At 71.5% G+C, this 26,965-nt stretch carries 25 protein-coding genes, 1 tRNA gene and 1 pseudogene; 13 read left to right on the forward strand and 14 right to left on the reverse strand.

From position 1 onward, the window contains the following. Positions 1–85 precede the first annotated feature (85 nt). From ACIQAC_RS37910 to ACIQAC_RS37925, 4 genes are all read right to left on the reverse strand, one after another. Positions 86–364 carry a hypothetical protein gene (locus tag ACIQAC_RS37910; RefSeq protein ID WP_402199702.1) on the reverse strand — a complete coding sequence of 93 codons (279 nt, stop codon included), beginning with the start codon at positions 362–364 and terminating at the stop codon, positions 86–88. 99 nt (positions 365–463) lie between these two features. Beyond that, positions 464–1,354 carry an SDR family oxidoreductase gene (locus ACIQAC_RS37915; RefSeq protein WP_402199704.1) on the reverse strand — a complete coding sequence of 297 codons (891 nt, stop codon included), beginning with the start codon at positions 1,352–1,354 and terminating at the stop codon, positions 464–466. Next, on the reverse strand, positions 1,351–2,277 hold the full coding sequence (locus ACIQAC_RS37920) for an alpha/beta fold hydrolase (RefSeq protein ID WP_402199706.1): 927 nt from the start codon (positions 2,275–2,277) through the stop codon (positions 1,351–1,353). Before ACIQAC_RS37920 ends, ACIQAC_RS37915 begins: the two co-directional genes overlap by 4 nt. After that, positions 2,274–3,821 (reverse strand): flavin-containing monooxygenase, encoded by a 1,548-nt coding sequence (locus ACIQAC_RS37925; RefSeq protein ID WP_402199709.1) that lies wholly within the window; start codon positions 3,819–3,821, stop codon positions 2,274–2,276. The genes ACIQAC_RS37920 and ACIQAC_RS37925 overlap by 4 nt, the downstream gene beginning before the upstream one ends. 187 nt (positions 3,822–4,008) lie before the next feature. Between ACIQAC_RS37925 and ACIQAC_RS37930 the strand changes: the two genes are divergently transcribed. After that, positions 4,009–4,623, forward strand: a complete 615-nt coding sequence (locus ACIQAC_RS37930) for a MerR family transcriptional regulator (protein ID WP_402199860.1) — start codon at positions 4,009–4,011, stop codon at positions 4,621–4,623. Between the two features lie 63 nt (positions 4,624–4,686). Here the strand turns inward: ACIQAC_RS37930 and ACIQAC_RS37935 are convergent, their stop codons facing one another. Continuing rightward, entirely contained in the window at positions 4,687–5,487 is an 801-nt protein-coding gene (locus ACIQAC_RS37935; protein WP_402199711.1) for an exodeoxyribonuclease III, read from the reverse strand. 71 nt (positions 5,488–5,558) lie between these two features. Between ACIQAC_RS37935 and ACIQAC_RS37940 the strand changes: the two genes are divergently transcribed. Beyond that, positions 5,559–6,035 carry a GNAT family N-acetyltransferase gene (locus tag ACIQAC_RS37940; RefSeq protein ID WP_402199714.1) on the forward strand — a complete coding sequence of 159 codons (477 nt, stop codon included), beginning with the start codon at positions 5,559–5,561 and terminating at the stop codon, positions 6,033–6,035. A gap of 53 nt (positions 6,036–6,088) precedes the next feature. On the opposite strand, the gene ACIQAC_RS37945 is transcribed toward ACIQAC_RS37940, so the two are convergent. The 7 genes and pseudogenes from ACIQAC_RS37945 to galU form a co-directional block, all read right to left on the reverse strand. Beyond that, positions 6,089–6,162: transfer RNA gene (locus ACIQAC_RS37945), tRNA-Ala, on the reverse strand. A gap of 144 nt (positions 6,163–6,306) precedes the next feature. Continuing rightward, positions 6,307–7,599, reverse strand: a complete 1,293-nt coding sequence (gene glpR / locus ACIQAC_RS37950; protein ID WP_402199717.1) for a gephyrin-like molybdotransferase receptor GlpR — start codon at positions 7,597–7,599, stop codon at positions 6,307–6,309. A 364-nt stretch (positions 7,600–7,963) separates the two neighbouring features. Beyond that, positions 7,964–8,587 (reverse strand): annotated as a pseudogene (locus tag ACIQAC_RS37955) (GNAT family N-acetyltransferase); the annotation flags it as partial. Further along, positions 8,584–9,186, reverse strand: a complete 603-nt coding sequence (locus ACIQAC_RS37960; RefSeq protein ID WP_402199862.1) for a molybdenum cofactor synthesis domain-containing protein — start codon at positions 9,184–9,186, stop codon at positions 8,584–8,586. The gene ACIQAC_RS37960 and the pseudogene ACIQAC_RS37955, both read right to left, overlap by 4 nt. A gap of 14 nt (positions 9,187–9,200) precedes the next feature. Further along, positions 9,201–9,680: a cyclic pyranopterin monophosphate synthase MoaC gene (moaC, locus tag ACIQAC_RS37965; protein ID WP_402199719.1), complete on the reverse strand. Its 480-nt coding sequence runs from the start codon at positions 9,678–9,680 to the stop codon at positions 9,201–9,203. 82 nt (positions 9,681–9,762) lie between these two features. Further along, a complete protein-coding gene (glp, locus tag ACIQAC_RS37970; RefSeq protein WP_402199722.1) occupies positions 9,763–11,085 on the reverse strand; it encodes a gephyrin-like molybdotransferase Glp in 1,323 nt (440 codons plus the stop codon). A 4-nt stretch (positions 11,086–11,089) separates the two neighbouring features. Continuing rightward, entirely contained in the window at positions 11,090–11,992 is a 903-nt protein-coding gene (gene galU, locus ACIQAC_RS37975) for a UTP--glucose-1-phosphate uridylyltransferase GalU (protein WP_402199725.1), read from the reverse strand. A gap of 132 nt (positions 11,993–12,124) precedes the next feature. Here galU and ACIQAC_RS37980 point away from each other — a divergent pair, with 132 nt between their 5' ends. After that, a complete protein-coding gene (locus tag ACIQAC_RS37980; RefSeq protein ID WP_402199728.1) occupies positions 12,125–12,706 on the forward strand; it encodes a 5-formyltetrahydrofolate cyclo-ligase in 582 nt (193 codons plus the stop codon). 82 nt (positions 12,707–12,788) lie between these two features. Here ACIQAC_RS37980 and ACIQAC_RS37985 read toward each other — a convergent pair whose 3' ends face one another. Then, positions 12,789–15,644 carry a penicillin acylase family protein gene (locus ACIQAC_RS37985; protein WP_402199731.1) on the reverse strand — a complete coding sequence of 952 codons (2,856 nt, stop codon included), beginning with the start codon at positions 15,642–15,644 and terminating at the stop codon, positions 12,789–12,791. Positions 15,645–15,886: 242 nt separating this feature from the next. On the opposite strand from ACIQAC_RS37985, the gene ACIQAC_RS37990 reads away from it, so the two are divergent. The 6 genes from ACIQAC_RS37990 (at position 15,887) to mscL (ending at position 21,873) form a co-directional block, all read left to right on the forward strand. Further along, positions 15,887–17,464: a potassium/proton antiporter gene (locus ACIQAC_RS37990; protein WP_402199863.1), complete on the forward strand. Its 1,578-nt coding sequence runs from the start codon at positions 15,887–15,889 to the stop codon at positions 17,462–17,464. 293 nt (positions 17,465–17,757) lie between these two features. Next, a complete protein-coding gene (locus ACIQAC_RS37995; protein WP_402199734.1) occupies positions 17,758–19,050 on the forward strand; it encodes an MFS transporter in 1,293 nt (430 codons plus the stop codon). A gap of 67 nt (positions 19,051–19,117) precedes the next feature. After that, positions 19,118–19,447 carry an FmdB family zinc ribbon protein gene (locus tag ACIQAC_RS38000; RefSeq protein WP_402199737.1) on the forward strand — a complete coding sequence of 110 codons (330 nt, stop codon included), beginning with the start codon at positions 19,118–19,120 and terminating at the stop codon, positions 19,445–19,447. A gap of 193 nt (positions 19,448–19,640) precedes the next feature. Further along, positions 19,641–20,474, forward strand: a complete 834-nt coding sequence (locus ACIQAC_RS38005; RefSeq protein ID WP_402199740.1) for an S-methyl-5'-thioadenosine phosphorylase — start codon at positions 19,641–19,643, stop codon at positions 20,472–20,474. Positions 20,475–20,613: 139 nt separating this feature from the next. Further along, positions 20,614–21,258, forward strand: a complete 645-nt coding sequence (locus ACIQAC_RS38010) for a hypothetical protein (protein WP_402199742.1) — start codon at positions 20,614–20,616, stop codon at positions 21,256–21,258. A gap of 138 nt (positions 21,259–21,396) precedes the next feature. Next, entirely contained in the window at positions 21,397–21,873 is a 477-nt protein-coding gene (gene mscL, locus ACIQAC_RS38015) for a large conductance mechanosensitive channel protein MscL (RefSeq protein WP_402199745.1), read from the forward strand. A 70-nt stretch (positions 21,874–21,943) separates the two neighbouring features. On the opposite strand, the gene ACIQAC_RS38020 is transcribed toward mscL, so the two are convergent. Further along, the gene (locus ACIQAC_RS38020; protein ID WP_402199748.1) at positions 21,944–22,120 is read right to left on the reverse strand and encodes a hypothetical protein; all 177 of its coding nucleotides are present in this window, start codon (positions 22,118–22,120) and stop codon (positions 21,944–21,946) included. A gap of 109 nt (positions 22,121–22,229) precedes the next feature. On the opposite strand from ACIQAC_RS38020, the gene ACIQAC_RS38025 reads away from it, so the two are divergent. From ACIQAC_RS38025 to ACIQAC_RS38040, 4 genes are all read left to right on the forward strand, one after another. Then, positions 22,230–23,468, forward strand: coding sequence for a low temperature requirement protein A (locus ACIQAC_RS38025; protein ID WP_402199750.1), 1,239 nt, complete (start codon positions 22,230–22,232; stop codon positions 23,466–23,468). Between the two features lie 56 nt (positions 23,469–23,524). Further along, entirely contained in the window at positions 23,525–24,547 is a 1,023-nt protein-coding gene (locus ACIQAC_RS38030) for a P1 family peptidase (protein ID WP_402199753.1), read from the forward strand. Between the two features lie 215 nt (positions 24,548–24,762). After that, on the forward strand, positions 24,763–25,977 hold the full coding sequence (locus ACIQAC_RS38035) for an Ig-like domain-containing protein (protein WP_402199756.1): 1,215 nt from the start codon (positions 24,763–24,765) through the stop codon (positions 25,975–25,977). 217 nt (positions 25,978–26,194) lie between these two features. Beyond that, positions 26,195–26,944, forward strand: a complete 750-nt coding sequence (locus tag ACIQAC_RS38040; protein ID WP_402199759.1) for a DUF6227 family protein — start codon at positions 26,195–26,197, stop codon at positions 26,942–26,944. The last annotated feature ends 21 nt before the right edge of the window (positions 26,945–26,965 follow it).

A 26,965-nucleotide genomic window follows, 5' to 3' on the forward strand; every position in this document is an offset into this window, starting at 1 on the left:
ACCCTTCTGAGGTACGGGAACGACGGCGTGGGGCGCCCCGAGTCCCGGGGCACCCCACGCCATCCAACCTCAGCCGGTCCGACGTCTAGACGTCGTGGTCCCGGTCGAGCCGCTCGTCCTGCTCCGGGCGGCCACGCTCGGGCATCGGGTGCCCCTCGTGGCGCCGCCCGCGCTCCTCCCGCACGGGGTCACCCTCACGCCGCCCCCGCTCCTCCCGCATGGGATCGCCCTCAGGACGCCCGCGCTCGGGCCGGCCCTCACGCTCGGCACCGCGTTCCTCGGGCGACCGGCCCTTGGCCTCGTCCATCCTGTTCTTCGCCTGCTGCTGGATCTGCTCGGCCCGGTCCTGGAACTTGTCCTTCATGCCCATGTGGTTTCACTCCCGTAGTGGGTGGGTGAGGGATGTGGCCCCGAGGGGGGGCCTCCACCAGGCAAACACGAGCGGACAGGGCACGCATTTTGATCAGTGACGTTCGGTAGCCACCGCCCTGGCCACCTCGTCCGCGGTCCCGCCGGCCCCCACCAGCCCACCGGTCATCCCCGCCGTCCGGGGCGCGAACCGCCGCATCTCCCGCTGGCCGACGGCCCCGATCACCCCCGGCAGACACCCCCGTACCCCCTGCATCCCGCGCAGCCACCACTGCGCGTACACATGGCTGCTGCGCCGCTCGATGCCGGCGACGATCCGGTCCACCGCGGGCCCCAGCGGATACGTCTTGTTGGCCGGCCACGGCAGACGCTGCCGCAACTCCCGCATCACGTCGTCCTGGTCGGCCCCCCGCACCATGTCGGTGTCCGTCCACGACAGATAGGCGACGCCCACCTTCACACCCTGGTGCCCGACTTCGGCACGCAGACAGTGGGCGTACGCCTCCACACCCGACTTGGACGCGCAGTACGCCGTCATCATCGGCGCCGGTGTCATCGCCGCGAGCGAGGCGACCTGGAGGAGGTAGCCCCGGCTCTCGGTCAGCACCGGCAGGAACGCCCGCGCGGTGACGGCCGATCCGATGAGGTTGACCTCTATGACCCGCCGCCACGCGTCCGCGTCGGAGCCGGCGAACGGCCCGCCCGCGGCGACCCCCGCGTTGGCGACGACGATGTCCACCTTCCCGAACCGCTCCTTGACCTCCGCCGCCACCTTCGCCATCGACGTGTGGTCGGTGACGTCGGCGTACCAGTGCCCGCTCTCGCCGTGCAGCCGGTCCGCGACCTCCTTGAGGACGTCCGGCTCCAGGCCGACCAGCGCCACCGTGGCACCGCGCGCCGACAGCTTGCGCGCGAGGAGTTCGCCGACGCCCCGCGCCGCCCCGGTGACGACCGCGACCTGCCCCTGAAGACTGACCCTGCTCATGCGCTCTCCTCGGCGTGTGCGGTACGGACATGGGTGGCCGCGAGTGCGCGGATCCTCGCGGTGACCAGCTGTGGTGCCTCGATCGGTGTCATGTGGCCGAGCCCCGTCAGCTCGGTGAGTCCCACGCACTGGGGCAGCGCAGCGGCCAGCCCACGCGCGTGCACCGGGGGCGTGAGCCGGTCGCCCGTGCCGACGACGACCGCCGTCGGCACCCGCAACCGCCGTACGCCGGCGTCGAGATCGATCCCGGCCAGGACGTGCGACCAGGCGACCCTGGCACGGCGCGGACTGGCGGTCACGATCCGCGCCCACGCCTCCACCATCTGCGGACTCGAACCGGCGCCCATGGTCGCGTACTTGACCACCGCGCGCGTCACGGGCGTGACCGGACCGAGCGGGGCGCGCGAGCCGAGCACCCGCCGGGTCAGCGCCGTACGCAGCCGTCCCGGCCGCATCGGCAGCACCGTCGACTCGGCCACCAGCCGCGCGCTGCCGGTACTGCACAGCAGCACGGCCGCCGTGTGCTCCCGGAACCCGGCCCGTCCGGCCGCCGCCAGCACCGTCATGCCGCCCATCGAGTGCCCGACGACCACCGCCCGCTCCCCCGGCGCGAGGGCCGTGGCCAGTACCGCCTCCAGATCGTCGGCGAGGGTCTCCGCGCTGTACCCGGGGTGGGCGGGACTGCGGCCGTGGCCGCGCTGGTCGTAGGCGACGACCCGGTGGTCGGCGGCGAGGGCGCGGATCTGCGCGGCCCAGACGGCGGTCGAGCAGGTCCAGCCGTGTACGAGGACGACCGCGGGCGCGCCTTCGGGACCGTGCAGTTCGACGTGCAGCCGGGCGCCGTCGGCGGAGACGGCGGTCAGTTCCCGCTCGGGCACGGGCGGCGCGTAGGGACCGGCGACGGTCCGGGTCAGCCGGCTCACGCGGGCACCTCCACCGGGGCGTGGGCGGGCGGGTCGGCGAGCGCGCCGGGCGCCCGCAGCACCATGTACTCGTTCATGTCCACGTGCCGTGTCGCCCGCCGGAACTCCGTCGTCGTCCCCGGCCAGACCGTCGTGTTGCTGCCCCTCGCGTCCAGGTACCAGCTCGTGCAGCCGCCGGTGTTCCACACCGTGCGCCGCATCCGCTCCTGCACCCGCCGGTTCCAGGCGCCGACGGCGCTCGGGCGGGCGTCCAGCGCGACCCGGCCGCCCAGCACGTCCAGCCGCCGCATGTAGTCGGCCAGGTAGTTCAGATGGGACTCGATCATCAGGATCATCGAGGAGTTGCCGAGGCCGGTGTTGGGCCCGATGACGGACATCCAGTTGGGGAACCCGGCCGCCGAGGCGCCGCGCAGCGCCTCCATGCCGCCCTTCCAGGCCTCGGCCAGGCTCCGCCCGTCGGCGCCGATCACCCGCTCGGCGATCGGCACGTCGGTGACATGGAACCCCGTACCGAACACGATCGCGTCGACCTCGGTCTCCGTGCCGTCCGCGGCGACGACGGTCGAGCCGCGCACCTCGCTCAGGCCACTGGCGACCACGTCCACATTGCGGCGGGCGAGCGCCGGGTAGTACTCGCTGGACAGCAGGATCCGCTTGCAGCCGATGCGGTAGTCCGGGGTGAGCTTGGCGCGCAGCGCCGGGTCCTTGATGGCGCGGCCCATGTTCCGCAGGGCGAACCGCTCGACGAAGCCCAGCTCCTCGGGGCGCTTGGTGAACGCCTGGACCTGCAACTCCCGGATCCCCCACAGCACTCCGCGCCGGACCTGTCCGGTGAGGGGCAGCGTGCGGTGCAGCCAGCGTTCGGGACCGCTGATCGGCCGGTCGGTGCGTGGCAGCACCCACGGCGGCGTCCGCTGGAACAGCACCAGCTTCGCCACCTCGGGCTGGATCGCCGGCACGATCTGGATCGCGGAGGCGCCCGTGCCGACCATGGCGACGCGCTTGCCGCGCAGGTCGTAGTCGTGGTCCCAGCGCGCGGAGTGGAAGACCTTGCCGGGGAAGGAGTCGAGCCCCGGGATGTCGGGCACCTTGGGGTCGGACAGCGGGCCGGTGGCGGAGACGACGACATCGGCGGTGAGGGTGCCGGTGCTGGTCTCGACGACCCAGCGCAGGCCGTCCCCGTCCCAGCTCATCCTTGTCACCTCGGTGTTGAACCGCAGGTGCGGCCGGAGCCGGAACACGTCGGCGACCCGCTCCAGATAGGCGCGGATGTGCTCCTGCCCGGAGAAGGTGCGCGGCCAGTCGGGGTGGGGCGCGAAGGAGAAGGAGTAGAGGTGGGAGGGCACGTCACAGGCGCACCCCGGATAACTGTTGTCGCGCCAGGTGCCGCCGACGCTGCCGGCCCGTTCCAGGACCACGAAGTCGGTGATCCCCTCGCGGCGCAGCCGTACGGCCGCCCCGAGCCCGCCGAAGCCGGACCCGATCACGGCGACCCGCACATGCTCGCGACGCCCGTGTTCCTGGTGCTGGGTGCGCTTGGCCATCCCGTCGCCTCCACACATCGCCGTCGACTCTGCCAGTGAACACTGGCGCAATTGGGAGAGTAGAGGAGAGCCGTACTGACCGGTAGGGGTCCGGGCGAGGAAAGTTACCGACGGTACGACTTAGGGTGCGGAGGTGACTGAGAACGGTGCGGACGTGCGCGAGGACGCGGAGAAGCCCGAGTACCGCATGGCGGAGCTGGCCCGGCTGGCCGGCATCACGGTGCGCACCCTGCGCTTCTACCGCGAACGCAAGCTGATCCCGCCGCCCCGCCGCGAGGGCCGTATCGCCTGGTACGACGACCACCACCTGGCCCGGCTGCGGACCATCGCGGCGCTGCTGGAGCGCGGCCACACACTGAACGGCATCGCCGAACTCGCCGAGGCCTTCGACCACGGCCGTGACGTCGCCGACCTGCTGGGCGTCACCCCGACCGAGGAGACCCCGGTCCGCCTCACCCCCGAGGAACTCGCCGACGCCTTCGCCGGCCAGGCCACCCCCGAGAACCTCGCCGCCGCGCTGGACCTCGGCTACCTCGGCACCGACGGCGACGAGATCGTGCACATCAGCCGCCGGCTGCTCGACGTCTCCGCCGCGCTGGTCCGCGAGGGCATCCCGCTCTCCGAGGTGCTGGGGGCGGGCCGGCTCGTCCGCGAGCACGCCGACGCGCTGGCGGACCTCTTCATCACGCTGATCCTGCGCCACTCCCCGGAGGAGGACCTCACCCGGCTGCGCCCCCTGGCGAAGAGCGTGGTGGAGGCGGAACTCTCCCTGGCGATGGACCGCCGCCTCCAGCGCCCCTAGGGCGTGTTTCGAAAGTCCCGTCGTCCGCCCGGAGCTCGGCAGGCGGGACTTTCGAAACACGCCCTAGGCGTAGACCACGGTGACGGGCGCGTGGTCGGACCACCGCTCGCCGTGCGTCGCCGCCCGCTCCACCAGCCCCTTGACCGCGCGCTCCGCGAGCCCGGGGGTGGCGACGTGGTAGTCGATGCGCCAGCCGGTGTCGTTGTCGAAGGCCCGCCCCCGGTACGACCACCAGGAGTACGGCCCCTCCACGTCCGGATGCAGCGCCCGTACGACGTCGACGTAACCGCCGGCCGCCGCGTCGAACACGGTCGTGAGCCACTCCCGTTCTTCAGGGAGGAACCCGGAGTTCTTCGTGTTGCCGCGCCAGTTCTTCAGGTCGGCCGGCTGGTGGGCGATGTTCCAGTCGCCGCAGACCAGGACCTCGCGCCCGTCGGCGGCGGCCCGCTCGCGCAGCTCCTTGAGGTGGCTGAGGAACTCGTCCATGAACCGGACCTTCTCGTCCTGCCGCTCGGTGCCCACGTCCCCGGACGGCAGATAGAGGGAGGCGACGGTGATGCCGGGCAGATCGGCCTCGACGTACCGCCCGCTGGTGTCGAACTCGGCCGACCCGAACCCGATCCGCACCCGGTCCGGCTCACGCCGGGTGTACAGCGAGACCCCCGCGCGCCCCTTCGCCGCCGCCGGAGCGTGCACCACATGCCAGCCCTCCGGCGCACGCACGTGCTCGGGCAGCTGCCCGGCCTCCGCGCGCACCTCCTGGAGACACACCACATCGGCTTCGGTGCAGGCGAGCCACTCCACAAAGCCCTTCTTCGCGGCGGCACGCAGCCCGTTCACATTCACAGAGGTCACAGTGAGCACGGCGGCACGATACCGGCACACTGGAGGGCGACCCGTTCACCACCCGCATGAATCGATATACAGTGATCAGCATGAACATACGCCGCCTACCGTTCGACCACCCCGACGCCGTCAAGCTCAACGACGAGGTCCAGGCCGAATACCACGAGCGCTACGGCGACGGCGGCGACGCCACCGTCCTGTCCCCCACGGACTTCCGGCCGCCCGGCGGCGCCTATCTCATCGTCTACGACGAGTCGGACCGCCCGGTCGCCACCGGCGGCTGGCGCAGCCAGGACCAGAACGGCGAGGGCAACGAGGACGGCGACGCCGAGCTCAAGCGCATGTACGTGGTCCGCGACATGCGCGGCCGCGGCCTCGCCCGGCGGATCCTCACCGCCCTGGAGGACGACGCCCGCGCGGCGGGCCGGACCCGGATGGTCCTGGAGACCGGCACCGAACAGCCGGAAGCCGTCGCCCTGTACACCTCCAGCGGCTACGAGCCGTGCGGCAAGTTCGGCTACTACCGCTTCCACGAGTCGAGCCTCTGCTTCGCCAAGCGGCTGTGACAACACGAAGAATCCCGCCCGATCAACCGATCGGACGGGATTCTCGTGTGCGGTGGACCTGTGGGGATTTGAACCCCAGACCCCCTCGATGCGAACGAGGTGCGCTACCAGACTGCGCCACAGGCCCTTGCAACGAGTGAAACCTTAGCACCCCGATCGGTGTGCTTGGAAATCCGTTCCGGGCGGGGCCGTGGGGCGAGCGTCACAGGTGGGAGGGGTCGCGCCCGGCGGGGTGCCCGTCCGGCGGACCCGGCCGACATGGCGTCCGGGCCTACTCGTTGGCGGCGCGGGGCCGCTCGCCGTCCTCGTACTGGTCGAAGAGCGGGGTCCGTCCGCGCTCCCGTGCCCGTCGCGCCGAGGCGGCCCGGCGGGCGTCGCTGCGTACGTCCTCGTCCTCCCCGGAGTCGGCGTCGTCGGCCTGCTCGTCGTGGTGGCCGGCGGCGTGCGACTCGGGTTCCTGCTCCTGCGGGACGGAGCTGGACCGGGCCGAGCTCCAGGTGTCCGGGGCGCCGAGGTCGACGTCCGCGGTGGCCCGCGGCGCTACCGGCGCGGTCACATACGTCGGCAGCGGCACGGGGACCGGGTCCCAGCTGTCGCCCCTGCCGGGTCCGCGCTGGCGCTCACGCTGCTGGTCGACCCACTCCGCGTGGTCGGTCTGCTCCACCAGGGCACGGCGGTCGGCGGCGAGCGCCGAGAGGCCCGGGTCCGTCTCCGGCTCGGGTCCCTCGTCCGGATCGTCGCTGTCGAGGGTGGTGGCGGAGGCGGGCCGGCGCGGCTGGCGCCCGCGCTCCCGCAGCCGCTGCGCGGCGACCTCGGCCCGGCGTCGGTCCATCTGGAAGGCGAACCGCCGGCGCTCCTGGCTGCGCAGGTACGCGATGTAGACGCTGAGCATCACGGCGGGCACACCGGGCGCCCAGAGGAAGGCGAGCCCGCCGACGGCCGCGACGATCGCGCCGAGCGTGAAGGCGAGGAAGAGCATCATCGTCGTACGCCGTCGGCGTGCGAGCACCTTCGAGCGCTGGGCGCGCGCGGCGGCCGCCTCCGACCCCGGTGTGCGCTGGGCTCGCGCCGCCCGCTTGGCGGCGGGCGCGGCGGACCGCTCGCGCGTGGGCGCGGGCACGGAGGGGGAGTTGGGCGTGGGCGCCCGGCCGGACCGGGGTGCGTGGTCGGACCTCGGGGCGGGCGCGGGTGCGGGTACGTGGTCGGACTGGGGCGCCGGCGAGTCCGCGTGGACGCGCGCCGCTCGTGCGCTCTCGGCGCCCGGGGTCCGTACCGCCGCCCGTGCCTGGGGACGTGCCGGAGGCATGGCGAAGGCCCGGACGTCCACCGAGTTGGTGACGCTCGGGTCGGCGGCGGGCTCCCCCTCGTCGGCGGAGCGCGCCTCCAGGTCCTTGGCGTACCGGCGCTCCATGCCCGCCCGTCCGGACAGCAGCCGGATGGCGGTGCTGAAGCGTTCCGTCGGACGGGCCTCGTTCAGCTCGTCCTGCCTACGGAGCCACATCGGCACCAAGTAGGCGGCCCAGGCCCCGACAATGACTGCGTAGATGAGGCCGCTGCTGCTCACGCCTCACACGGTAGAGGGGTTTGCGTGAGGCCATCCGCCAATTGGGCCGGTGTGTCGCACGATCTGGCTGATATTTCGAACTTTTTTTGTGACCGATGCGATCAGCAGGCCACGCGGGCCGCGAATTTAATGCCCTGAGGCGATCCTGGACCGATCAATTTCGAACACTTATTCAATTTCCGGGTTACTGGGGATTCCCGGGGGTGTTCTGCCGGTCCCAGGGCGCACTCTGCTGGTTTCGCGCCGTACTCGACTGGTTCGTCGTTGCGCTCGACTGGTTCGTCGTTGCGCTCGACTGGTTCGTCGTTGCGCTCGACTGGTTCGTCGTTGCGCTCGACTGGTTCGTCGTTGTGCTCGACTGGTTCCTCGCCGCGTCCTCCGAGCGGGACCGCCGCCAGCGGGCGAGCAGGCCCTCCGGGACTTCTTCCGCGGTGAGCGCGAAGACGAGATGGTCGCGCCAGGCGCCGTCGATGTGGAGATAACGGGGCCGCAGGCCCTCCTCGCGGAATCCGAGTTTCTCCACGACCCGCCGGCTCGGTCCGTTCTCGGGGCGAATGCACACCTCGATCCGGTGCAGACCAACGGCCCGGAAACAGTGGTCGACGACCAGCGCCACCGAGGTCGGCATGACACCCCGGCCGGCCACGGACTGGTCGACCCAGTAGCCGACGTGCCCGGAACACATCGAGCCCCAGGTGATCCCGGCGACCGTCAACTGCCCGACGAGGCGCCCCTGGTACTCGATGACGAAGGGCAGCATCCGGCCCGCGTTCGCCTCGGCACGCAGGTGCCGCACCATCTGCCGGTAGGTCGGCCGGTGCGCGATCGGCCCACCCGGTGCGGGCGGCGGAATGGTCGCCTCCCAGGGCCGCAGCCAGTCGCGGTTGCGCCGGTTCACCTCGCGCCAGACCCGCTGGTCGCGCAGCTTTATCGGCCGGAGGACGATGTCGCCGTCGACCAGCACGACCGGCCAGGTTGGGCTGTTCAGCTGGCACCCCCAGGGCGTCTGGAACGATCACCGGCGTGCGCGGGACCGCCGGCCGGGGTGGGGTGACCCGCGGAGGGTCCGTGGTCGCCAGCGGGTCCCGTCGCCTGCGGATCGCCGGCCGGCCTGGTGTGGTCGCCGCCGCGGATCTGGTCCACCGCGTGCGTCAGCAGTGGTTCCAGGACGGCCAGTCCGTCCTTCACCCCGCCGGTGGAGCCGGGCAGATTGACGATCAGCGTGCCGCGGGCGACCCCGGCCAGGCCCCGCGAGAGCACGGCCGTCGGCACCTTGTCGCGGCCGAACGCGCGGATCGCCTCCGCGATCCCCGGCACCTCGATGTCGAGCACCGCGCGGGTGGCCTCCGGCGTGCGGTCCGTGGGCGAGATCCCGGTGCCGCCGGTGGTGACGACGACGTCGTAACCGGCGTCGACACCCGCGCGCAGGGCCGCCTCCACGGGGTCGCCGTCCGGCACGACCTGCGGGCCGTCCACGGCGAAGCCGAAGCGCCGAAGGCCCTCGGCGATCAGCGGGCCGCCCCGGTCCTCGTAGACACCGGCCGCGGCGCGGTTGGAGGCGGTGACGACCAGCGCGCGGTAGGCCACCGTGTCCGGGGCGTTCACGGCCGGCTCCAGTCGCCGGACTTCCCGCCCGTCTTCTCCTCCACCCGAACGTCCGTGATGACCGCTCCCTTGTCGACCGCCTTGACCATGTCGATCACGGTGAGCGCGGCGACGGAGACCGCGGTGAGGGCCTCCATCTCGACACCCGTGCGGTCCGTCGTGCGCACCGTGGCGGTGATCTCCACGGCGTCGTCCGCGACCGACAGATCCAGTTTCACACCCGAGACCGACAACGGGTGGCACAGCGGGATCAGATCCGGGGTGCGTTTGGCGCCCATGATGCCCGCGATCCGCGCGGTGGCCAGCGCGTCGCCCTTGGGCACGCCCTCCCCGCGCAGCAGCTCGACGACCCGGGGCGACACGAGGACGCGCCCGCTCGCGCGCGCGGTGCGCGCTGTCACGTCCTTCTCGGAGACGTCGACCATGCGGGCGGCGCCCGCGTCGTCGATGTGGGTCAGGCGGTCCTGCGTGCTCACGTGTGGCGCTCCCGGTCCGGGCCCGTCGCGGTGCGGCGCACGGGCCTGTTGTGCGCGACACGGTACCCCCAATCCGAGGAGGTCAGCCGAGCAGGACCACCTCGACCTCGGCACCCGGCTCGACGCTCTCGACGTCCTCAGGAACGACGATCAGCGCGTCGGCGTGCGCGAGCGCCGCGACGAGGTGCGAGCCGGCGCCGCCGACCGGTGTGACGGTCCCGTCCGCGTACCGGGCGCGCAGGAACTGCCGGCGGCCTTCGGGCGAGGTCAGCGCCTTGTCGGCGACGAGCCTCGCGCGCGTGCGCGGCCGGTGGACGTCGTCGAGCCCCATCAGCGTGCGGATCGCGGGCCGCACGAACAGCTCGAACGAGACGTACGACGACACCGGGTTGCCGGGGAGGGCAAGCAGCGGGGTGTGCTCGGGGCCGATGGAGCCGAAGCCCTGTGGCTTGCCGGGCTGCATGGCGAGCTTGCGGAACTCGATGCCGCTGCCCGCCTGGTCCTCGTCGCCGACGTACGACAGGGCTTCCTTGACGACGTCGTACGCGCCGACGCTCACACCGCCCGTGGTGACCATCAGGTCGGCGCGGACCAGCTGGTCCTCGATGGTGGTGCGCAGCGTCTCGGCGTCGTCGGCGACGGCCCCCACGCGGTAGGCGATGGCGCCGGCGTCGCGGGCCGCGGCGGTGAGGGCGAAGCTGTTGGAGTCGTAGATCTGGCCGGCGGCGAGCTGCTCGTCGGGCTGGACGAGCTCGCTGCCGGTCGACATCACGACCACGCGCGGGCGCGGCCGCACCCGTACCGTGCCGCGGCCGATCGCGGCGAGCAGCCCGATCTGCGGCGGGCCGAGGATCGTGCCGGCCTCCAGCGCGCGGTCGCCCGCCTTCACGTCGCTGCCCTTCGCGCGTACGTGCGCGCGTGCCTGCGCCGACCGGTAGACCTGCACCTGTCCGGCGGCGCCTTCGGGGGCCAGGCTGCGCGCCCGCATCCCGGTGACCGGGCCCTCGCCCAGGCCGCCGTCGGTCCACTCGACGGGGACGACTGCCTCCGCGCCGGGCGGCAGCGGGGCGCCGGTCATGATGCGGGCGGCCTGGCCGGGGCCGACCCGGACCAGGTCGGACTGGCCCGCCGCGACGTCCCCGACGACCTCCAGGGCGGCCGGGAACTCCTCGCTCGCGCCGGCGACGTCCGCGACCCGCACCGCGTACCCGTCCATCGAGCTGTTGTCGAAGGGCGGCAGGGACACCGGCACCGTGACGTCCTCGACCAGGACGCAGCCCTGCGCGTCGAGGAGCTGGAGCTCGATGGGGTCCAGCGGGCGAACGGTCGCGAGGATGTCCTCCAGGTGTTCGTCCACCGACCAGAGGTGTTCCTGCCCGGCGGTGCGGGGCGCGGCGGTGCTCAAGTGCCTACATCTCCTCGGTGACGTAACTGCGAAGCCAGGTCCGGAAGTCCGGGCCCAGGTCTTCACGTTCGCACGCGAGTCTGACAATGGCACGCAGGTAGTCGCCGCGGTCGCCGGTGTCATAGCGGCGGCCCTTGAAGACGACGCCGTGCACCGGGCCGCCGACCTTCTCGTCCTGGGAGAGCTGCTGGAGCGCGTCGGTGAGCTGGATCTCGCCGCCGCGGCCCGGCTCGGTCTTGCGCAGTATGTCGAAGATCGCCGGGTCGAGGACGTAGCGGCCGATGATGGCGTAGTTCGACGGGGCGTCGGCCGCGGCCGGCTTCTCGACCAGGTCGTGCACCTTGACGACGTCGCCGTCGTCGGTGGGGTCCACGGCGGCGCAGCCGTAGAGGTGGATCTGCTCGGGCGCGACCTCCATGAGCGCGACGACGCTGCCGCCGTACTGCTCCTGCACCTCGACCATCCGCTTGAGCAGCGGGTCCCGCGGGTCGATCAGGTCGTCGCCGAGGAGGACGGCGAAGGGCTCGTGGCCGACGTGCGGGGCGGCGCACAGGACGGCGTGGCCGAGACCCCGGGGGTCGCCCTGGCGCACGTAGTGCATGGTCGCGAGGTCGCTGGACTCCTGCACCTTGGCGAGCCGCGCGGCGTCGCCCTTCTTCTGAAGGGCGGACTCCAGCTCGTAGTTGCGGTCGAAGTGGTCCTCGAGGGGGCGCTTGTTGCGGCCCGTGATCATGAGGACGTCATCGAGGCCCGCCGACACGGCCTCCTCGACCACGTACTGGATCGCAGGCTTGTCCACAACAGGCAGCATCTCCTTGGGAGTGGCCTTGGTGGCCGGCAGGAACCGGGTGCCGAGACCTGCTGCGGGAATGACAGCCTTGCTGATCCTGGGGTGCGACTGAGTCATGCCCGCAACCTTATCCGGTGCCTTTGAGGGGAATCTGGGCCGCCGGTTGGTTGGCTCTCATATGAGCGCAATGGAACGGTACGGGAGCGACGAGTGAGCCACATCGGACGTGGAGCCGACACTGACAAGCGAATGTTGCGGCGAGGATTCCTCGCGGTGAGAGGGAGGTTGACGGCGGATGTCGTCCGGGACTCCGGGCGGGCGCTGGCCGCGCGGGCGCTGGAACTGCCCGAGCTGACGCACGCGCGCACGGTGGCGGCGTACGTCTCCGTGGACAACGAGCCCGGCACGATCGCGCTCCTGGACGCGCTGCGCGCGCGGGGCGTGCGGGTGCTGCTCCCCGCCCTGCTGCCGGACAACGACCTGGACTGGGGCGCGTACGCCGGTGAGGGCTCCCTCGCGCGTGTCCAACACGGCGGGAGGATGGCGCTCTTCGAGCCGGCCGGCGAGCGGCTCGGCCCGGACGCCGTGACGGCGGCGGACGTGGTGCTGCTGCCGGGGCTCGCCGTCGACGCGCGCGGGATGCGGCTGGGGCGCGGCGGTGGGTCGTACGACCGGGTGCTCGCCCGGCTGGAGCGCGCGGGCGCCCAACCCGCGCTGGTGGTGCTGCTGTACGACGCGGAGGTCGTGGCGGAGGTCCCCGTGGAGGCGCACGACCGTCCGGTGGACGCGGTGGTGACGCCGTCGGGCGTACGGCACTTCAGGACCGCCTGACCCGCCCCCAAGAAGTGGCCGTTGGTCGAAAGGGCCCTCCACGCGCGCGTGGAGGGCCCTTTCGACGTCTGCCGTCAGCGGTTCACGGCTTCAGTACGAGGGTGTCGCTGGTGCTCTTCTCCACGGCGTCCGCGGTGAACGACCAGTCGAGGAGTTCCCCGTCGGCCCACTTGTCCGTCTGGTCGGTGTAGTGGGCACTGTAGGCGTGCCCCGAGGCGCCGGTGAGGTTGATCCACTTCGACTTGTCGAGGTCGTCGAGGTTGACCACCATGCGCATGGACGGCACCCAGACGACGCCGTAGCCGCCGGCCGCGTTCCAGCCGGTCGCGTTGACCGCGGCCTCGCCGCCGCCGAGCTTCCAGGGGCCCCGGTTGAGCATGTACTGGACGTAGGAGGGGCCCTCGATGCCGAGCGTCTGGTTCTTCAGGAACAGGCGGTGCAGCCGGCCCCAGCTCCAGCTGTCGACGTCCTTGCCGAGCTTGGCGGTCAGCTCCCAGCGGGCGTCGATCATGGCGCGCTTGAACAGCTCGTCGCGGTTGGTCGCCGCGGGGCGGTTGACGCCGGACTCGGGTGTGGACCACCAGTCGCTGTCCGGGTCGTCCATGAGGTTGCGCACGACCTCGAACCAGCGGTCGCCGCCGTCCGGCTGTGCCATGTCGGCGTCGCGCTTTCCGCACTCGCGCACCTTGGTGTCGTCGTCGACGGGCCCGGTGTTCTCGGCCGGGTCGACCCACAGGCACTGGCCCTTGACCCGCAGCTCCTTGGGCAGCTTGTTGCCGAAGGCGAGCTTGAGGATGTTGCGCCAGACCGAGTTGAAGTAGGCGGCGGCCGCGGAGTCGGCGTCCTGGGTGTAGTCCCAGCCCTCCAGCATCTTCTGGGCCTCGCGGACGTCCTTGTCGCCGACGTCGATCTTCAGCAGCGCGGGCACGAGCAGCCGGGCGATCTCACTGCTGTTGTCCAGCTGCATCTGCCGCATGTCGTCCGTGGAGATCTTGCCGCCGCCCTTGATCTTCGACTCGATCAGGTCGGTGATCCGCTGGCTGCGGGTGCCGTAGCCCCAGTCCGTGGTGAGGGTGTACGGGTACTTGTCCTCGTCCACGACGGCCTGGTTCGCGGTGACGATGTAGCCGCGGTCGGGGTCGTACTCGTAGGGCAGTTCGTCCTGGTCGATGAAGCCGGTCCAGGTGTACTTGGCGTCCCAGCCCGGCGAGGGGATGGAGCCGTCGACGCCCTTCGCGCGCGTGGGGATCTTCCCGGGCAGCGTGTAGCCGATGTGGTTCTCGGTGTCGGCGTAGATCAGGTTCTGGGACGGCACGTCGAACTTGGTGGCCGCCGCGCGGAACTCCTCCCAGTCGGTCGCCTTGTCGATCTCGAAGACGGCGTCCATGGAGGTGCCGGGGTCGAGGGCGGTCCAGCGCAGGGAGATGCCGTAGCCGTCGCCGCGGTCGGGCGCGGAGGTGTCGACGGTGGCCTTCTTGCCGACCTGGACGAGCTCGTCGTTGCGGTCGGAGAGCAGGGGGCCGTTGTTGGTCTCGCGGACGACGATCGTCTTGGAGGTGCCGCCGGCGACCTTGATGGTCTCCTTGCGGGTGGTGAAGGGCTTCACCTTGCCGTCGTACAGGTAGCCGTCGCCGGTGAGCTTCTCCAGGTAGAGGTCGGTGACGTCGACGCCGGAGTTGGTCATGCCCCAGGAGATGCTCTGGTTGTGGCCGATGATCACGCCGGGCATACCCGCGAAGGTGTAGCCGCTGACGTCGTACTGGCAGGTGCTGGAAACCTTCCGGCAGTGCAGGCCCATCTGGTACCAGACGGACGGCAGTGAGGCCGACAGGTGCGGGTCGTTGGCCAGCAGCGGCTTTCCGCTGATGGTGTGCTCGCCGCCGACGACCCAGGAGTTCGAGCCGATGCCGTCGCCGTTGACGCCGACGGCGTCCGGGACGGTCTCCATGACGTTCATGAGGCCCGTGAGCTGGGACTGGAGGTCGGAGGAGTCGGCGGAGACGCCGGTGCCCGTGCCGGTCCCTGTACCGGTCCCTGTGCCTGTGCCTGTGCCTGTGCCCGTCCCGGGGTCCGTGCCAGTGCCGGTGCCGGGGTCCGTGCCGGTCCCGGTGCCCGTACCCGTGCCGGTGTCGTCCGTGCTGCCGCCGTCGCCGCCGTCGAACGTCTGGGTGAGCTCGTCGTACTGGCCCTCCTGGACGATCGCCTGGTTGCGGTCGTACGGGTACTGCGGGTACAGCTCGGCGATCTGCTGCGGGCCCAGACGGCTGGTCATCAGGGCGCGGTCGACCTCGTCCTGCATGTTGCCGCGCAGGTCCCACGCCATCGCCTTCAGCCACGCGACGGAGTCGACCGGGGTCCACTCCTGGGGCTTGTAGTCGTTGACGAACCCGAGAGCCGCGTACTCCAGGGAGATGTCCTTGCCGTCCTTGCCCTTGAGGTAGGCGTTGACTCCCTTGGCGTAAGCCTGGAGGTACTTCTTGGTGGAGTCCGACAGCGTGTTGTCGTACTCCTCCTTCGCGATCCGGTCCCAGCCCAGGGTGCGCAGGAACTCGTCGTTGTCGACCTGGCCCTTGCCGAACATCTCCGACAGCCGGCCGGAGGTCAGATGGCGGCGCACGTCCATCTCGTAGAACCGGTCCTGCGCCTGCACATAGCCCTGCGCCATGAACAGGTCCTCGTCGGACGAGGCGTAGATCTGCGGGATGCCGTAGCCGTCGCGCTTGACGTCCACCGGGCCCGACAGGCCCTCCAGCGTGATCGAACCCGTCGTCTGCGGGAAGGACGCGCGGACGGTGCTGATGGTCCAGTACGCCCCGTACGCGAGGCCTCCGACAATCGCCAGCACAAGTACCAGTACGACAATGCGGGCTCTGCGTCCCTTTTTCCTGCCGGACTTGCCGGGCTTCTGACCCGTTGTGGCGGTGGTGTTGGGGGGCATCGCTGTCCTTGCTGTCCTCACGCGAGCGGCAGGGCGGGTTGTGCTTTTGACTGAGCGCTGGAGCAACCATAGGCGCAGGGCCTGTGGGCACTTGACGCGGAGTGGGGAACGAGCGCGCACGGGCGTTCGATCTTGTCCGGGCCAGCGTCAAGAAATCGTCAAGAGTTAGGTAAGGTAACGAAGTAGTTGGACACGTGGTTCCGTGTGCCGTGTCCGATGTACGTGTTCTGCTCACGCGCGTGGTGCGCACGTGGGGCCAGGGAAGGGAACGGCCGCTGACTGTCCACGACCTCAACGAACTCCTGCTCGTCTGCTCGCTCGTCCTGCTCGTCGCCGTCGCAGCGGTCCGGATCTCCTCGCGCAGCGGGCTCCCCAGCCTGCTCGTGTACCTGGGCATCGGCGTCGCGATGGGCCAGGACGGCGTCGGCGACATCCACTTCAACAACGCCGAGCTGACCCAGGTCATCGGGTACGCGGCCCTGGTCGTGATCCTGGCCGAGGGCGGGCTCGGCACGAAGTGGAAGGAGATCAAACCGGCGCTGCCGGCCGCGTCCGCGCTGGCGCTGGCGGGCGTCGCGGCGAGCGTCGGAGTCACCGCGGCGGCGGCGCACTACCTGGTCGGACTGGACTGGCGGCAGGCACTCATCATCGGGGCGGTGGTGTCCTCCACGGACGCGGCCGCGGTCTTCTCCGTACTGCGGAAAATCCCCCTCCCCGCGCGCGTGACGGGCACGCTTGAGGCCGAGTCCGGCTTCAACGACGCCCCGGTCGTCATCCTGGTCGTCGCCTTCTCCACGGCAGGCCCGGTCGACGACTGGTACGTCCTGCTCGGTGTCATAGCGATGGAGCTGGCCATCGGCGCCGCCATCGGCATCGCGGTGGGCTGGCTCGGGGCGTGGGGCCTGCGGCACGTGGCGCTGCCCTCGTCCGGCCTCTACCCGATCGCCGTGATGGCCATCGCGGTGACGTCGTACGCCGCGGGCGCGCTCGCACACGGCAGCGGATTCCTCGCCGTCTATCTGGCCTCGATGGTCCTGGGCAACGCCCGGCTGCCGCACTGGCCGGCCACCCGCGGCTTCGCCGACGGACTCGGCTGGATCGCCCAGATCGGCATGTTCGTGCTGCTCGGGCTGCTCGTCACCCCGCACGAACTGGGCGACGACATCCTGCCCGCCCTCGTCATAGGGCTGGTGCTGACGATGGTGGCCCGCCCCCTGAGCATCGCGCTGTGCCTGACGCCGTTCCGGGTGCCCTGGACGGAACAGGTCCTCATGTCCTGGGCCGGACTGCGCGGCGCCGTGCCCATCATCCTGGCGACCATCCCCATGGTGAACGGCGTCGAGGGCAGCCGCCGCATCTTCAACATCGTGTTCGTCCTGGTCGTCGTCTACACCCTCGTCCAGGGGCCGACCCTGCCGTGGCTGGCCCGCACGCTGCGGATCGGCGGCGAGTCCGAGGCGGCCGACCTGGGTATCGAGTCCGCGCCACTGGAGCGGCTGCGCGGGCATCTGCTGTCGGTCGCGATCCCCGAGGGGTCACGGATGCACGGCGTCGAGGTGAGCGAGCTGCGGCTGCCGGGCGGCGCCGCCGTCACACTGGTGGTCCGCGAAGGAAAATCGTTCGTTCCGCTGCCCACGACCGTGCTGCGGCGCGGCGACGAGCTGCTGGTCGTCACCACGGACCCGGTCCGGGACGCCGCCGAGGCGCGGCTGCGCGCGGTGGGCCACGGCGGAAAGCTGGCCGGGTGGCTGGGCGAGAACGAGGTACGCAGGCGGTCACCGGGACGGGGCGGGGAGCGGCCCGCGGGGCGGGGCGGGTGAGCGGGGCGCGACGCGCGTTCCGCAAGGCGGTGAGGGCTCCGTTCAGGCCCCCGTCAATCGCAGGTCACCCCCTGCATGGTGCTCACTTTCACAAGGTCACCGCCGCTCATCGCCTGTACGATGAAGGCCGACCTGATCGAACCAACTCTGTCTGACGCAGAGCTGGCGCGACCGTATGGCGGCCGAGAAGCCCTTCTGACCTGGGCGCCGGTATCTACCGCAGTTCCGCGCAAGAGGACAGCTCTCGGCGCCCCCGCACGGGCGCGCTACCAGGCGGCAGAAAGGCACGGGCCGTGGTTTCCGCGGTCACCAACGAGCCGTCGAAGAACTCGCCGGAAATCCCCCGCCCGGGATACGGGCGCCTGCTGCGCACGCCGGGCGCGTGGACGTTCCTGCTGCCCGGCTTCGCGGCACGCCAGCCGTTCGCGATGCTGACGATCTCCATCGTGCTGCTGGTGCAGCACACCACCGGCTCCTACGGCGCGGCAGGCGCCGTCGCGGCCGTCACCGGCGTCTCCATGGCGCTGTTCGCGCCGTACAGCGGCCGTCTCGCGGACCGCCTCGGCCAGCGGGCCGTCCTGATCCCCGGCGTGCTGGTGCACACCTTGTCGGTGCTCACCCTCACCGGGCTCGCGCTGGCCGACGCCCCGCTGTGGGCGCTGTTCGCGGCGGCCGTGCCGACCGGCGCGTCGGTGCCGCAGATCGGGCCCATGGTGCGGGCCCGGTGGGCCACCAAGGTCCAGGGCACGCCCCTGATGACGACCGCGGCCGCCTTCGAGTCCGTCACCGACGAACTCACCTTCGTCGTCGGCCCGCTGCTGGCGACCGCGCTGTGCACGGCCGTCGACCCGGCCGCGGGACTGGTCGCCGAGGCGTCGCTGACGCTGGTCGGCGGAGTGCTGTTCGCCGCGCAGAAGGGCACCCAGCCGCGGGTGTCGAGCCGTGGGCACGCGCGCGTGGAGCACGTTTCCGCGCTGCGGGTCCCCGGGGTGCGGGTGCTGATCGTGGCGTTCCTCGGCATCGGCGCCGTCTTCGGCGGTATGCAGGTGTCGCTGACCGCGTTCGCCGAGTCGATCGGCGAACCCGGCCTGAACGGCGTCCTGTACGGCACCTTCGCCGCCGGCAACATGATCTCCGGCATCGCCTGCGGAGCGATCGCCTGGAAGTCCGCCCCGCAGCAGCGCCTCCTCGTCGGCTACGCCGCCCTCGCGCTGACCGCCTCCGGACTGTGGGCCGCACACTCGGTGCTCGTCCTGGCGGGCCTCGGCCTGCTGGTCGGCATGAGCATCGCGCCCGCGCTGATCAACGGCTACACCCTCGTCGACGGTCTGGTTCCGGCGGGGGCCCGCACCGAGGCGTTCACCTGGCTCACCGGCGCGGTCGCGCTCGGCCAGGCGGCGGCCGTCACGGTCGCCGGTCAACTGGAGGACCGCTTCTGGGACGGTGCCGGATTCCTGGTGCCGATGGGCGGGACCCTGCTGGCCCTCGGAACCGTCCTGGCCTTGCGTTCCCGGCTGTCGACGCCCTCGCGCGCCCGCACCGTCGCACGTGGCGTGGGTCACCGCACACCGGTCGCAGTGGACTGATCCCGAGGAATACGTCACTATGGACCGTCGTTAGCACTCATCGAGTAAGAGTGCCAGGAGGAAGACAGTGCCGACGTACCAGTACCAGTGCACCGAGTGCGGCGAGGGCCTCGAGGCGGTGCAGAAGTTCACCGACGACGCCCTGACCGAGTGCCCCAACTGCGGTGGCCGCCTCAAGAAGGTGTTCTCCGCGGTCGGCATCGTCTTCAAGGGTTCCGGCTTCTACCGCAACGACAGCCGCGGCTCCTCGTCGAGCAGCAGCACGTCGTCCTCGAAGCCCGCCGCGGCGTCCTCGGACTCCAAGTCGACGTCGACGTCCTCGTCCTCGGACTCGAAGTCGTCCAGCTCCAGCGGTTCCAGCGGCTCGGGCAGCTCCACCAAGAGCTCCGCGGCGTAAGGCCGCCGGGCCGGGTCCGCGCCGGTCCAGATCTGCTTGCAAGACCCCGCCGTCCTCCCGACGGCGGGGTCTTCGCCGTCTCCGGACGCCCGCGGGGGGCCCGCCGGGGGGCGCGCGGCGGTGGGACGCACCCGGGGGCACGCGCGGCGGCCGGGCCGGTTCCCGCTCACGCGTGGCGGCTAATGTGCTCGGCATGGCGAACGCAGAGATCGGTGTCATCGGCGGATCCGGCTTCTACTCGTTCCTGGACGACGTGACCGAGGTGCGGGTCGACACGCCGTACGGGGCCCCCAGCGACTCCCTCTTCCTCGGCGAACTCGCCGGCCGGCGGGTCGCCTTCCTGCCCCGGCACGGGCGCGGCCACCATCTGCCGCCGCACCGCATCAACTACCGGGCCAACCTCTGGGCCCTGCGGTCGGTCGGCGTACGGCAGGTCCTCGGCCCGTGCGCCGTCGGCGGCCTGCGCCCCGAGTTCGGGCCCGGCACGCTGCTGGTCCCCGACCAACTGGTGGACCGTACGAAGTCCCGGGCGGGCACCTACTTCGACGGGTCGGCGCTGCCCGACGGGAGTGTGCCGAACGTGGTGCACGTGTCCCTGGCCGACCCGTACTGCCCGAACGGCAGGGCGGCGGCGCTCAAGTCCGCACGCGGGCGCGACTGGGAGCCCGTGGACGGCGGCACGCTGGTCGTGATCGAGGGGCCGCGCTTCTCCACCCGTGCCGAATCGTTGTGGCACCAGGCACAGGGCTGGTCGGTGGTCGGTATGACCGGGCACCCGGAGGCCACGCTCGCCCGCGAGTTGGAGCTCTGCTACGCCACGCTCACCCTGGTCACCGACCTCGACGCGGGCGCCGAGACCGGCGAGGGCGTCTCGCACGAGGAGGTGCTGCGGGTCTTTGGTGCCAACGTCGACCGGCTGCGGGGCGTGCTGTTCGACGCCGTGGCAGCGCTGCCGGCGACCGAGGACCGCGACTGCCTGTGCGCGAACGCGCTGGGCGGGATGGACCCCGGGTTCGCGCTGCCGTAGGGCCGGCGCAGGCGCGGAACTTCACGTTCGGGTGAGGGAGTTGTCCACAACCGGGCGGTAACACACCGGCCGCGGCAGGAATCGGCGGGAGGCCTCATCGTGGGCTGACCAGCCGATTCCGTCGCAGGTGGTGATCGCCGTGTCCGTCCTCCCCCGTTCCTCGACCTCCGCTCCCCCACATCTCCTCCCCCATGTCTCTCCGCCCGCAGCTCCCGAGCCCGCGGCGCCGGGTCCGCCCGGCACCGACGCCCCGCCGACCTGCGAGGTGCCGCACTTCGACCCCGTGCGGGTGCGGGGCGCGGGGTATCAGGTGCGCCGGCTTCTGCGGCACCGGCAGCGGGCGCTGGCGGCGGGCCTCGCCGTGACCGCGGCGGCACTGGTGGCGGCGGGACCTCGTGGGCCGGCGGACACCGGGCACGGCGAGCGGGCCCGCGGGCATCCGGTGGCCGAGCGCGGGTCCGAACGCCGGGACGGGCAGACCGTGACGGCCCCGGTGCGGATCGCCGAGGCCGCCACGGTCACGCTGCTGCGGCCCGGTGACCGGGTCGACGTCATCGCCGCGCCGGAGACCACGACGGGCGGGGACGCCGAGGTGGTGGCACGGGGCGCGGTGGTGGCCGGGGTGCCCGGATCCGGGGCCGGGGCGTCGGACGGTGCCCTGGACAAAGCCGGGGATGAGACCGGTGTCGGCGGGGCACTTGTTGTGCTGTCGGTGCCACGGTCGGCGGCGGCGCGGCTGGTCGGTGCCGGCGCCACGGCGCGGCTGGCGGTGGCGCTGTGGTGAACCAGGGACTTCTGACAGTGCCCCAGCGCGTGTCAAGTCCCTCGTTCGAGCTAAGGAATTGGACAGGACGGCGTCGCCCTGACGTAGGTTGCGGAGCGGTCTGCTCCACAACGTGCGCGTGCGAAGGAAGGCTCCGAGGTGAGCGAGAAGAAGGAACCGGGTGTCTGGGACGGCTTCAAGGCCTTTCTGACACGCGGAAACGTCGTCGATCTGGCAGTAGCGGTGGTCATCGGCGCCGCCTTCACCAACATCGTCAACTCCGTGGTGAGGGGTGTGATCAACCCGCTCGTCGGCGCGATCGGCACGAAGAACCTCGACAGCTACAGCTCCTGTCTGAAGGGCCCGTGCGAGCAGGCGGCCGACGGCACCGTCTCCACCGGGGTGATGATCCTCTGGGGCTCGGTCCTGGCTTCGACGCTCAGCTTCGTGATCACGGCGGCGGTCGTCTACTTCCTGATGGTCCTGCCGATGTCGAAGTACCTCGCGCGGCAGGCGGCCCGCCAGAAGGCGAAGGAGGGCACCCAGGAGGTCATCGAGATCACCGAGCTGGAGGTGCTCAAGGAGATCCGCGACGCACTGGTCGCCCAGCGCGGCTCCGGGCACAACGAGCAGTAGCGCGAACGGCCGGCCGGGTCCTGCGGGCGGTACTCCGCGGGGCCCGCGCGGCACCGTGGCGGGACGCGGCTCAGATGTGGTGGGGCGGCTTCTCGTCGAGGAAGCGCTTGAGGTCGTCGGCGCTCTCCGCGCTCGGCCGGTCGCCCCAGCCGCGGTCCGTGTCGTCCGAGGACTGCGCGTCCAGCGGGTCGTCGAAGACCAGCGTGGGCTTGGGTGCGGTCGGCTCGGGGTCGGGGGCGGTACTCATGCCTCCAGCGTACGGCCCCGGGAGGACGGCCCGCCCCGATGCGCCCGGCACGGCTCCCGGGCGGCCTCCGCGCAGGATTTTCCGGCCGGTATCTGCTGTGCTGGATGTCATGACATCCAGTGCGACACCGCCGGCGGCCCCGTCCGGCCCGCCGGCGCCCCGCAGACCACTGCGCCCGCTCACCGCGCGGGGCCGTGAGGAGGCGCACCGCGCCTCGACCCCGCTAGAGCTCTTCTTCGACCTCTGTTTCGTCGTCGCCGTCGCCCAGGCCGGCGTCCAGCTGGTCCACGCGCTGGCCGAGGGACACGTGGGCGAGGGCATCCTCAACTACGCGATGGTGTTCTTCTCCATCTGGTGGGCCTGGATGAACTTCACCTGGTTCGCCTCGGCGTACGACAACGACGACGTGCTGTACCGGGTGGTGACCCTGGTCCAGATCGCGGGTGTGCTGGTGCTCGCCGCCGGTATCTCGCGCGCCTTCGACGAGCACGACTTCCTGCTCGTCTGGCTGGGCTACGTGATCATGCGGGTGGCGATGGCGACCCAGTGGCTGCGGGTGGCACGCAACTGCGAGGGCCCGGAGAGAACAACGGCCCTGCGGTACGCGTCCGGGGTGCTGTTCTGCCAGATCGGCTGGCTGGGGCTGGTGGTCCTGCCGGAGGGCGCCCGCGCGTGGGTGTTCCTGGTGATGGTGGTCGTCGAGCTGGGGGTGCCGGTCTTCGCGGAGCGGAAGTTCACCACCACCTGGCATCCGCACCACATCGCCGAGCGGTACGGCCTGTTCACCATCATCGTGCTCGGCGAGACGATCGCCGCGGCCACCGTCGCCGTGAAGTCGGGCGTCGACGAGCACGAGGCGCTCGGTGATCTGCTGCCGATCGCGGCGGGCGGCCTGCTCATCGTGTTCTCGGCCTGGTGGATCTACTTCGTCGTCCCGATCCACGGCCATCTGCGCGGCAACCGGCAGGCGTTCCTGTGGGGGTACGGCCACTACCTCGTCTTCGCCTCGGCGGCCGCGATCGGCGCGGGCCTGGAGGTGGCGGTCGAGCAGGCCGTCCACGAGGCGCACATCTCGACGCTGGCCGCGTCCGCGGCGGTGACGCTGCCGACGGCGCTGTATCTGCTCACGGTCTGGGGGCTGCACTCGCGCTACTTCAAGGTGGGCATCGCCCAGCAGCTGGTGCTGCCGACGGCGGCGCTGCTGGTGATCTGCTGCACGTTCCTCGGCCACTGGGCGGTGCTGGTGGCCGGCGTCGTGACCACGGTGGCGGTGGTGGCCGGCGAGACGCTGACCACCCGCCGGGTCTACCGGCAGCGGTCGCCGAGAACGACCACCACCCCGGCCTGACGCCCGCGCGGCGCGCGCCACCGCGGGGAGTGTGCGGGGCGGGCGAGACTTGGGGCATGACAGTTGACGCTCTGACGGATGTGGCGGGGGTGCGGGTCGGGCACGCGACCCGCACCGGGGACGGCCGGCTCACCGGCACGACGGTGGTGCTCGCGCCGGAGGGCGGGGCGGTGGCCGCCGTGGACGTGCGCGGCGGCGCCCCCGGCACCAAGGAGACCGACGCCCTCGATCCACGCAACGTGGTGCAGCGGGTCGAGGCGATCGTGCTGACGGGCGGCAGCGCGTACGGGCTCGACGCGGCGTCCGGTGTGATGGCCTGGCTGGAGGAACGGGGGCGCGGGGTGCGGGTCGGGGTGGACCCGTCGCACGTGGTGCCGGTGGTGCCCGCGGCGTGCCTCTTCGACCTGGGGCGCGGCGGCGACTTCCGGGCCCGGCCGGACGCGGCCACCGGACGCGCCGCCGTCGAGGCCGCGGCGGCGACCGGGCCGGGCGCGCCGGTACCCCAGGGGTGTGTGGGGGCCGGTACGGGGGCCGTGGCCGGCTCGTTGAAGGGCGGGATCGGCACGGCGAGCACGGTGACGGAGTCGGGGTTCACGGTGGCGGCGCTGGTGGCGGTCAACGCGGCGGGCTCGGTGCTGGATCCGGAGACGGGGGTGCTGTACGGGGAGCTGTTCCAGGGGCGGGTGAATTATCCGCGGGCGGAGATCCACGAGGCCGCGCGCCGGCGGATCGCCGAGACCGAGGCGCGGCACGCCCTGCCTCCGTTGAACACCACACTGGCCGTGGTCGCGACGGACGCCGTCCTCTCCAAGGCCCAGGCGCGGATGCTGGCGGGCACGTCCCACGACGGCATCGCACGGGCCGTGCGCCCGGTCCACCTGATGCACGACGGCGACACGGTCTTCGCGCTGGCGACGGGCACCCACCCGCTGGAGCCGGCCGACCCCGTGGTCCTGAACGAAGTCCTGGCGGCCGGCCCGGACATGGTGATGCGGGCGATCGTCGAGGCGGTACGGGCGGCGACGCCGGTGGACGGGCCGGGAGGAGCCTGGCCGTCGTACGGAGAGCTCTACGGGTGAGCGGCGCCCGACGAGTGAAGTGACACAGGCGGCGGCACCGTTGAAGTGACACCGGCGGCGCACCGTCCCGGCGGCCGGGCCCGCGTGGGCGATTGTCGCGGTTCTGTCACGCGACGGTACGGCTCGGCGACGGGCGGAACCCCACCCGGCCCCGGCCCCCTCTTTCCCCACGCAACGGAGCGGATCACACACTTCACACGAACCTGGAGCAGCCCGTGACAACGCCGGACATAGCAGCGCGGCGCGCACTCGTGGCCTGTGCCGCCCTCGTGGTCGGCGGCCTCGCCCTGACCGCCTGTGGTGGAAACGCCAACGCCAACGACGACAAGGGCGGTGCGGACAAGCCCGGGAACGCGGCGGCGAAGCTCGTCATCTCGGCGAAGGACGGTTCCACGGGCGCGTCGATCAACGCGACCGGCGTGAAGGTCACCAACGGCACGCTGACGTCCGTGAAGATGACGGACGCGGCCACGGGCGAGGCGGTGGCCGGCGCGACCACCGCCGACGGCCGCGGCTGGAAGCCGAAGGAGCAGCTGGAGCGCGGCACGAAGTACCGGATCTCGGCGACGGCGAAGGGGACCGACGGCCAGACCGCGACGGCCAACTCGATCTTCACGACGGTCAGTTCGGCGAACAGCTTCATCGGGACGTACACGCCGGACGACGGGTCGACGGTCGGGGTGGGGATGCCGGTGTCGTTCACGTTCGACAAGGCGATCGGCGACAAGAAGGCCGTGCAGTCGCACATCTCGGTGACGTCGAGCGACGGACAGCCGGTGGTGGGGCACTGGTTCGGCGAGCAGCGCCTGGACTTCCGGCCGCAGGAGTACTGGAAGGCCGGTTCCAAGGTCACGATGAAGATCGACCTGGACGGTGTGGAGGGCGCGAACGGTGTCTTCGGGGTCCAGAAGAAGACGGTGGAGTTCACGATCGGACGTTCGCAGGTCTCGACGGTGGACACGAACACCCAGACCATGACGGTCGTACGGGACGGCAAGGTCGTGAAGTCGCTGCCGATCTCCGCGGGCAGCGCGGACAACACGACGTACAACGGCCAGATGGTGATCTCGGAGAAGTTCGAGCAGACGCGGATGGACGGCTCGACGGTCGGCTTCGGCGGGGAGTACGACATCCCGGACGTGCCGCACGCGATGCGGCTGACGTCGTCCGGCACGTTCCTGCACGGCAACTACTGGTACGACAAGGGCAATCCGCCGTTCGGCGTCAAGGGCACGAGCCACGGCTGCGTGGGCCTGGCGGACGTGCGGGGCGCCCAGGGGGACACACCGGCCAAGTGGTTCTACGACAGCTCGATCGTCGGTGACGTGGTGATCGTGAAGAACTCGCCGGACACCACGGTGGCGCCGGACAACGGACTCAACGGCTGGAACATGTCCTGGAGCGAGTGGCAGGCGGGGAGCGCGGTCTGATCCACGGGGAGCACGGGCGGTCCGCCGCGAGCCCCCTTGATCTCTCCAAGGCCTTGGTGACCAGCTATTTTTGACGGATCTTCGGGTCGCGCGGGAACATCTCGCGCGACCCGCCCGTTTTCCCGGCGTACGTTTTCTCGGTTCCCGGACATGATGTCCGACCGAGGGGCTACGGTATGCACCCACAAGGTGACATGCAGCAACGCCGGGAGAAACCTTGAGCGTTCCGTACGAGACGGCAGCGTACGAACCACCAGAGTCGCCGGAGTCTCCGGAGGAGCACCTCGCGCGACTGCTCGGCCGCGCCCTGAACTCCTTCGAGCTGCCCGACGACACGATACGGCGGCTCGACTGCGCGCTGGCGCACGACAGTTCGCTGCACTCCGCGCACCACAGCGCGGGCATGCACCGCGAGACGTACCGCCACACCTGGCTGCTGGCCGACGGCTCGGCGCAGACGCTCTGGGAGCTGGTGCACAACACCGCACCGGCCGGCGGGCCCCAGCACGAGGTGTACGTCGACGAGGAGGAGCTGCGCGCGGCGACGTCCCGGCTCCCGCTGCCCCCGGACACCCCGGACTTCGAACTGCCGGTGCAGGTGCGGCTGGCGCCCGTCCCGGCCCGCCGGCACTCGTACGTGCCGGACGACTCCGCGGATCACGCGCGCCGGCTGCTGCGCCGCGCGGAGAACCCGGACCGGCCGAACAGGGAGATGGCCGCGCTGCTCGCGACGGCGTTCGCGCACCAGATCACCCAGGCCTTCGGGCGCCCGTGCCGGGCGGGCCGCGCGGGACTGGGCTACTCGCTCTACGAGCACGCGTTCTTACTGCGCGACGGCAGGGAGGTCTCCCTCTGGGAGGTCGAGCACACGGTCACGCCCGACGGGCGGCACATGTGCGAGGTCTACCCGAGCGAGAACGCGGCGCGGGAGGCCATGGAGCGAAGGGCCGCGCAGGTCTCGTCCTGAACGGGCCGCAAAACCAACGGG

Source organism: Streptomyces sp. NPDC088387 (assembly GCF_044753385.1).
Taxonomy (GTDB): domain Bacteria; phylum Actinomycetota; class Actinomycetes; order Streptomycetales; family Streptomycetaceae; genus Streptomyces.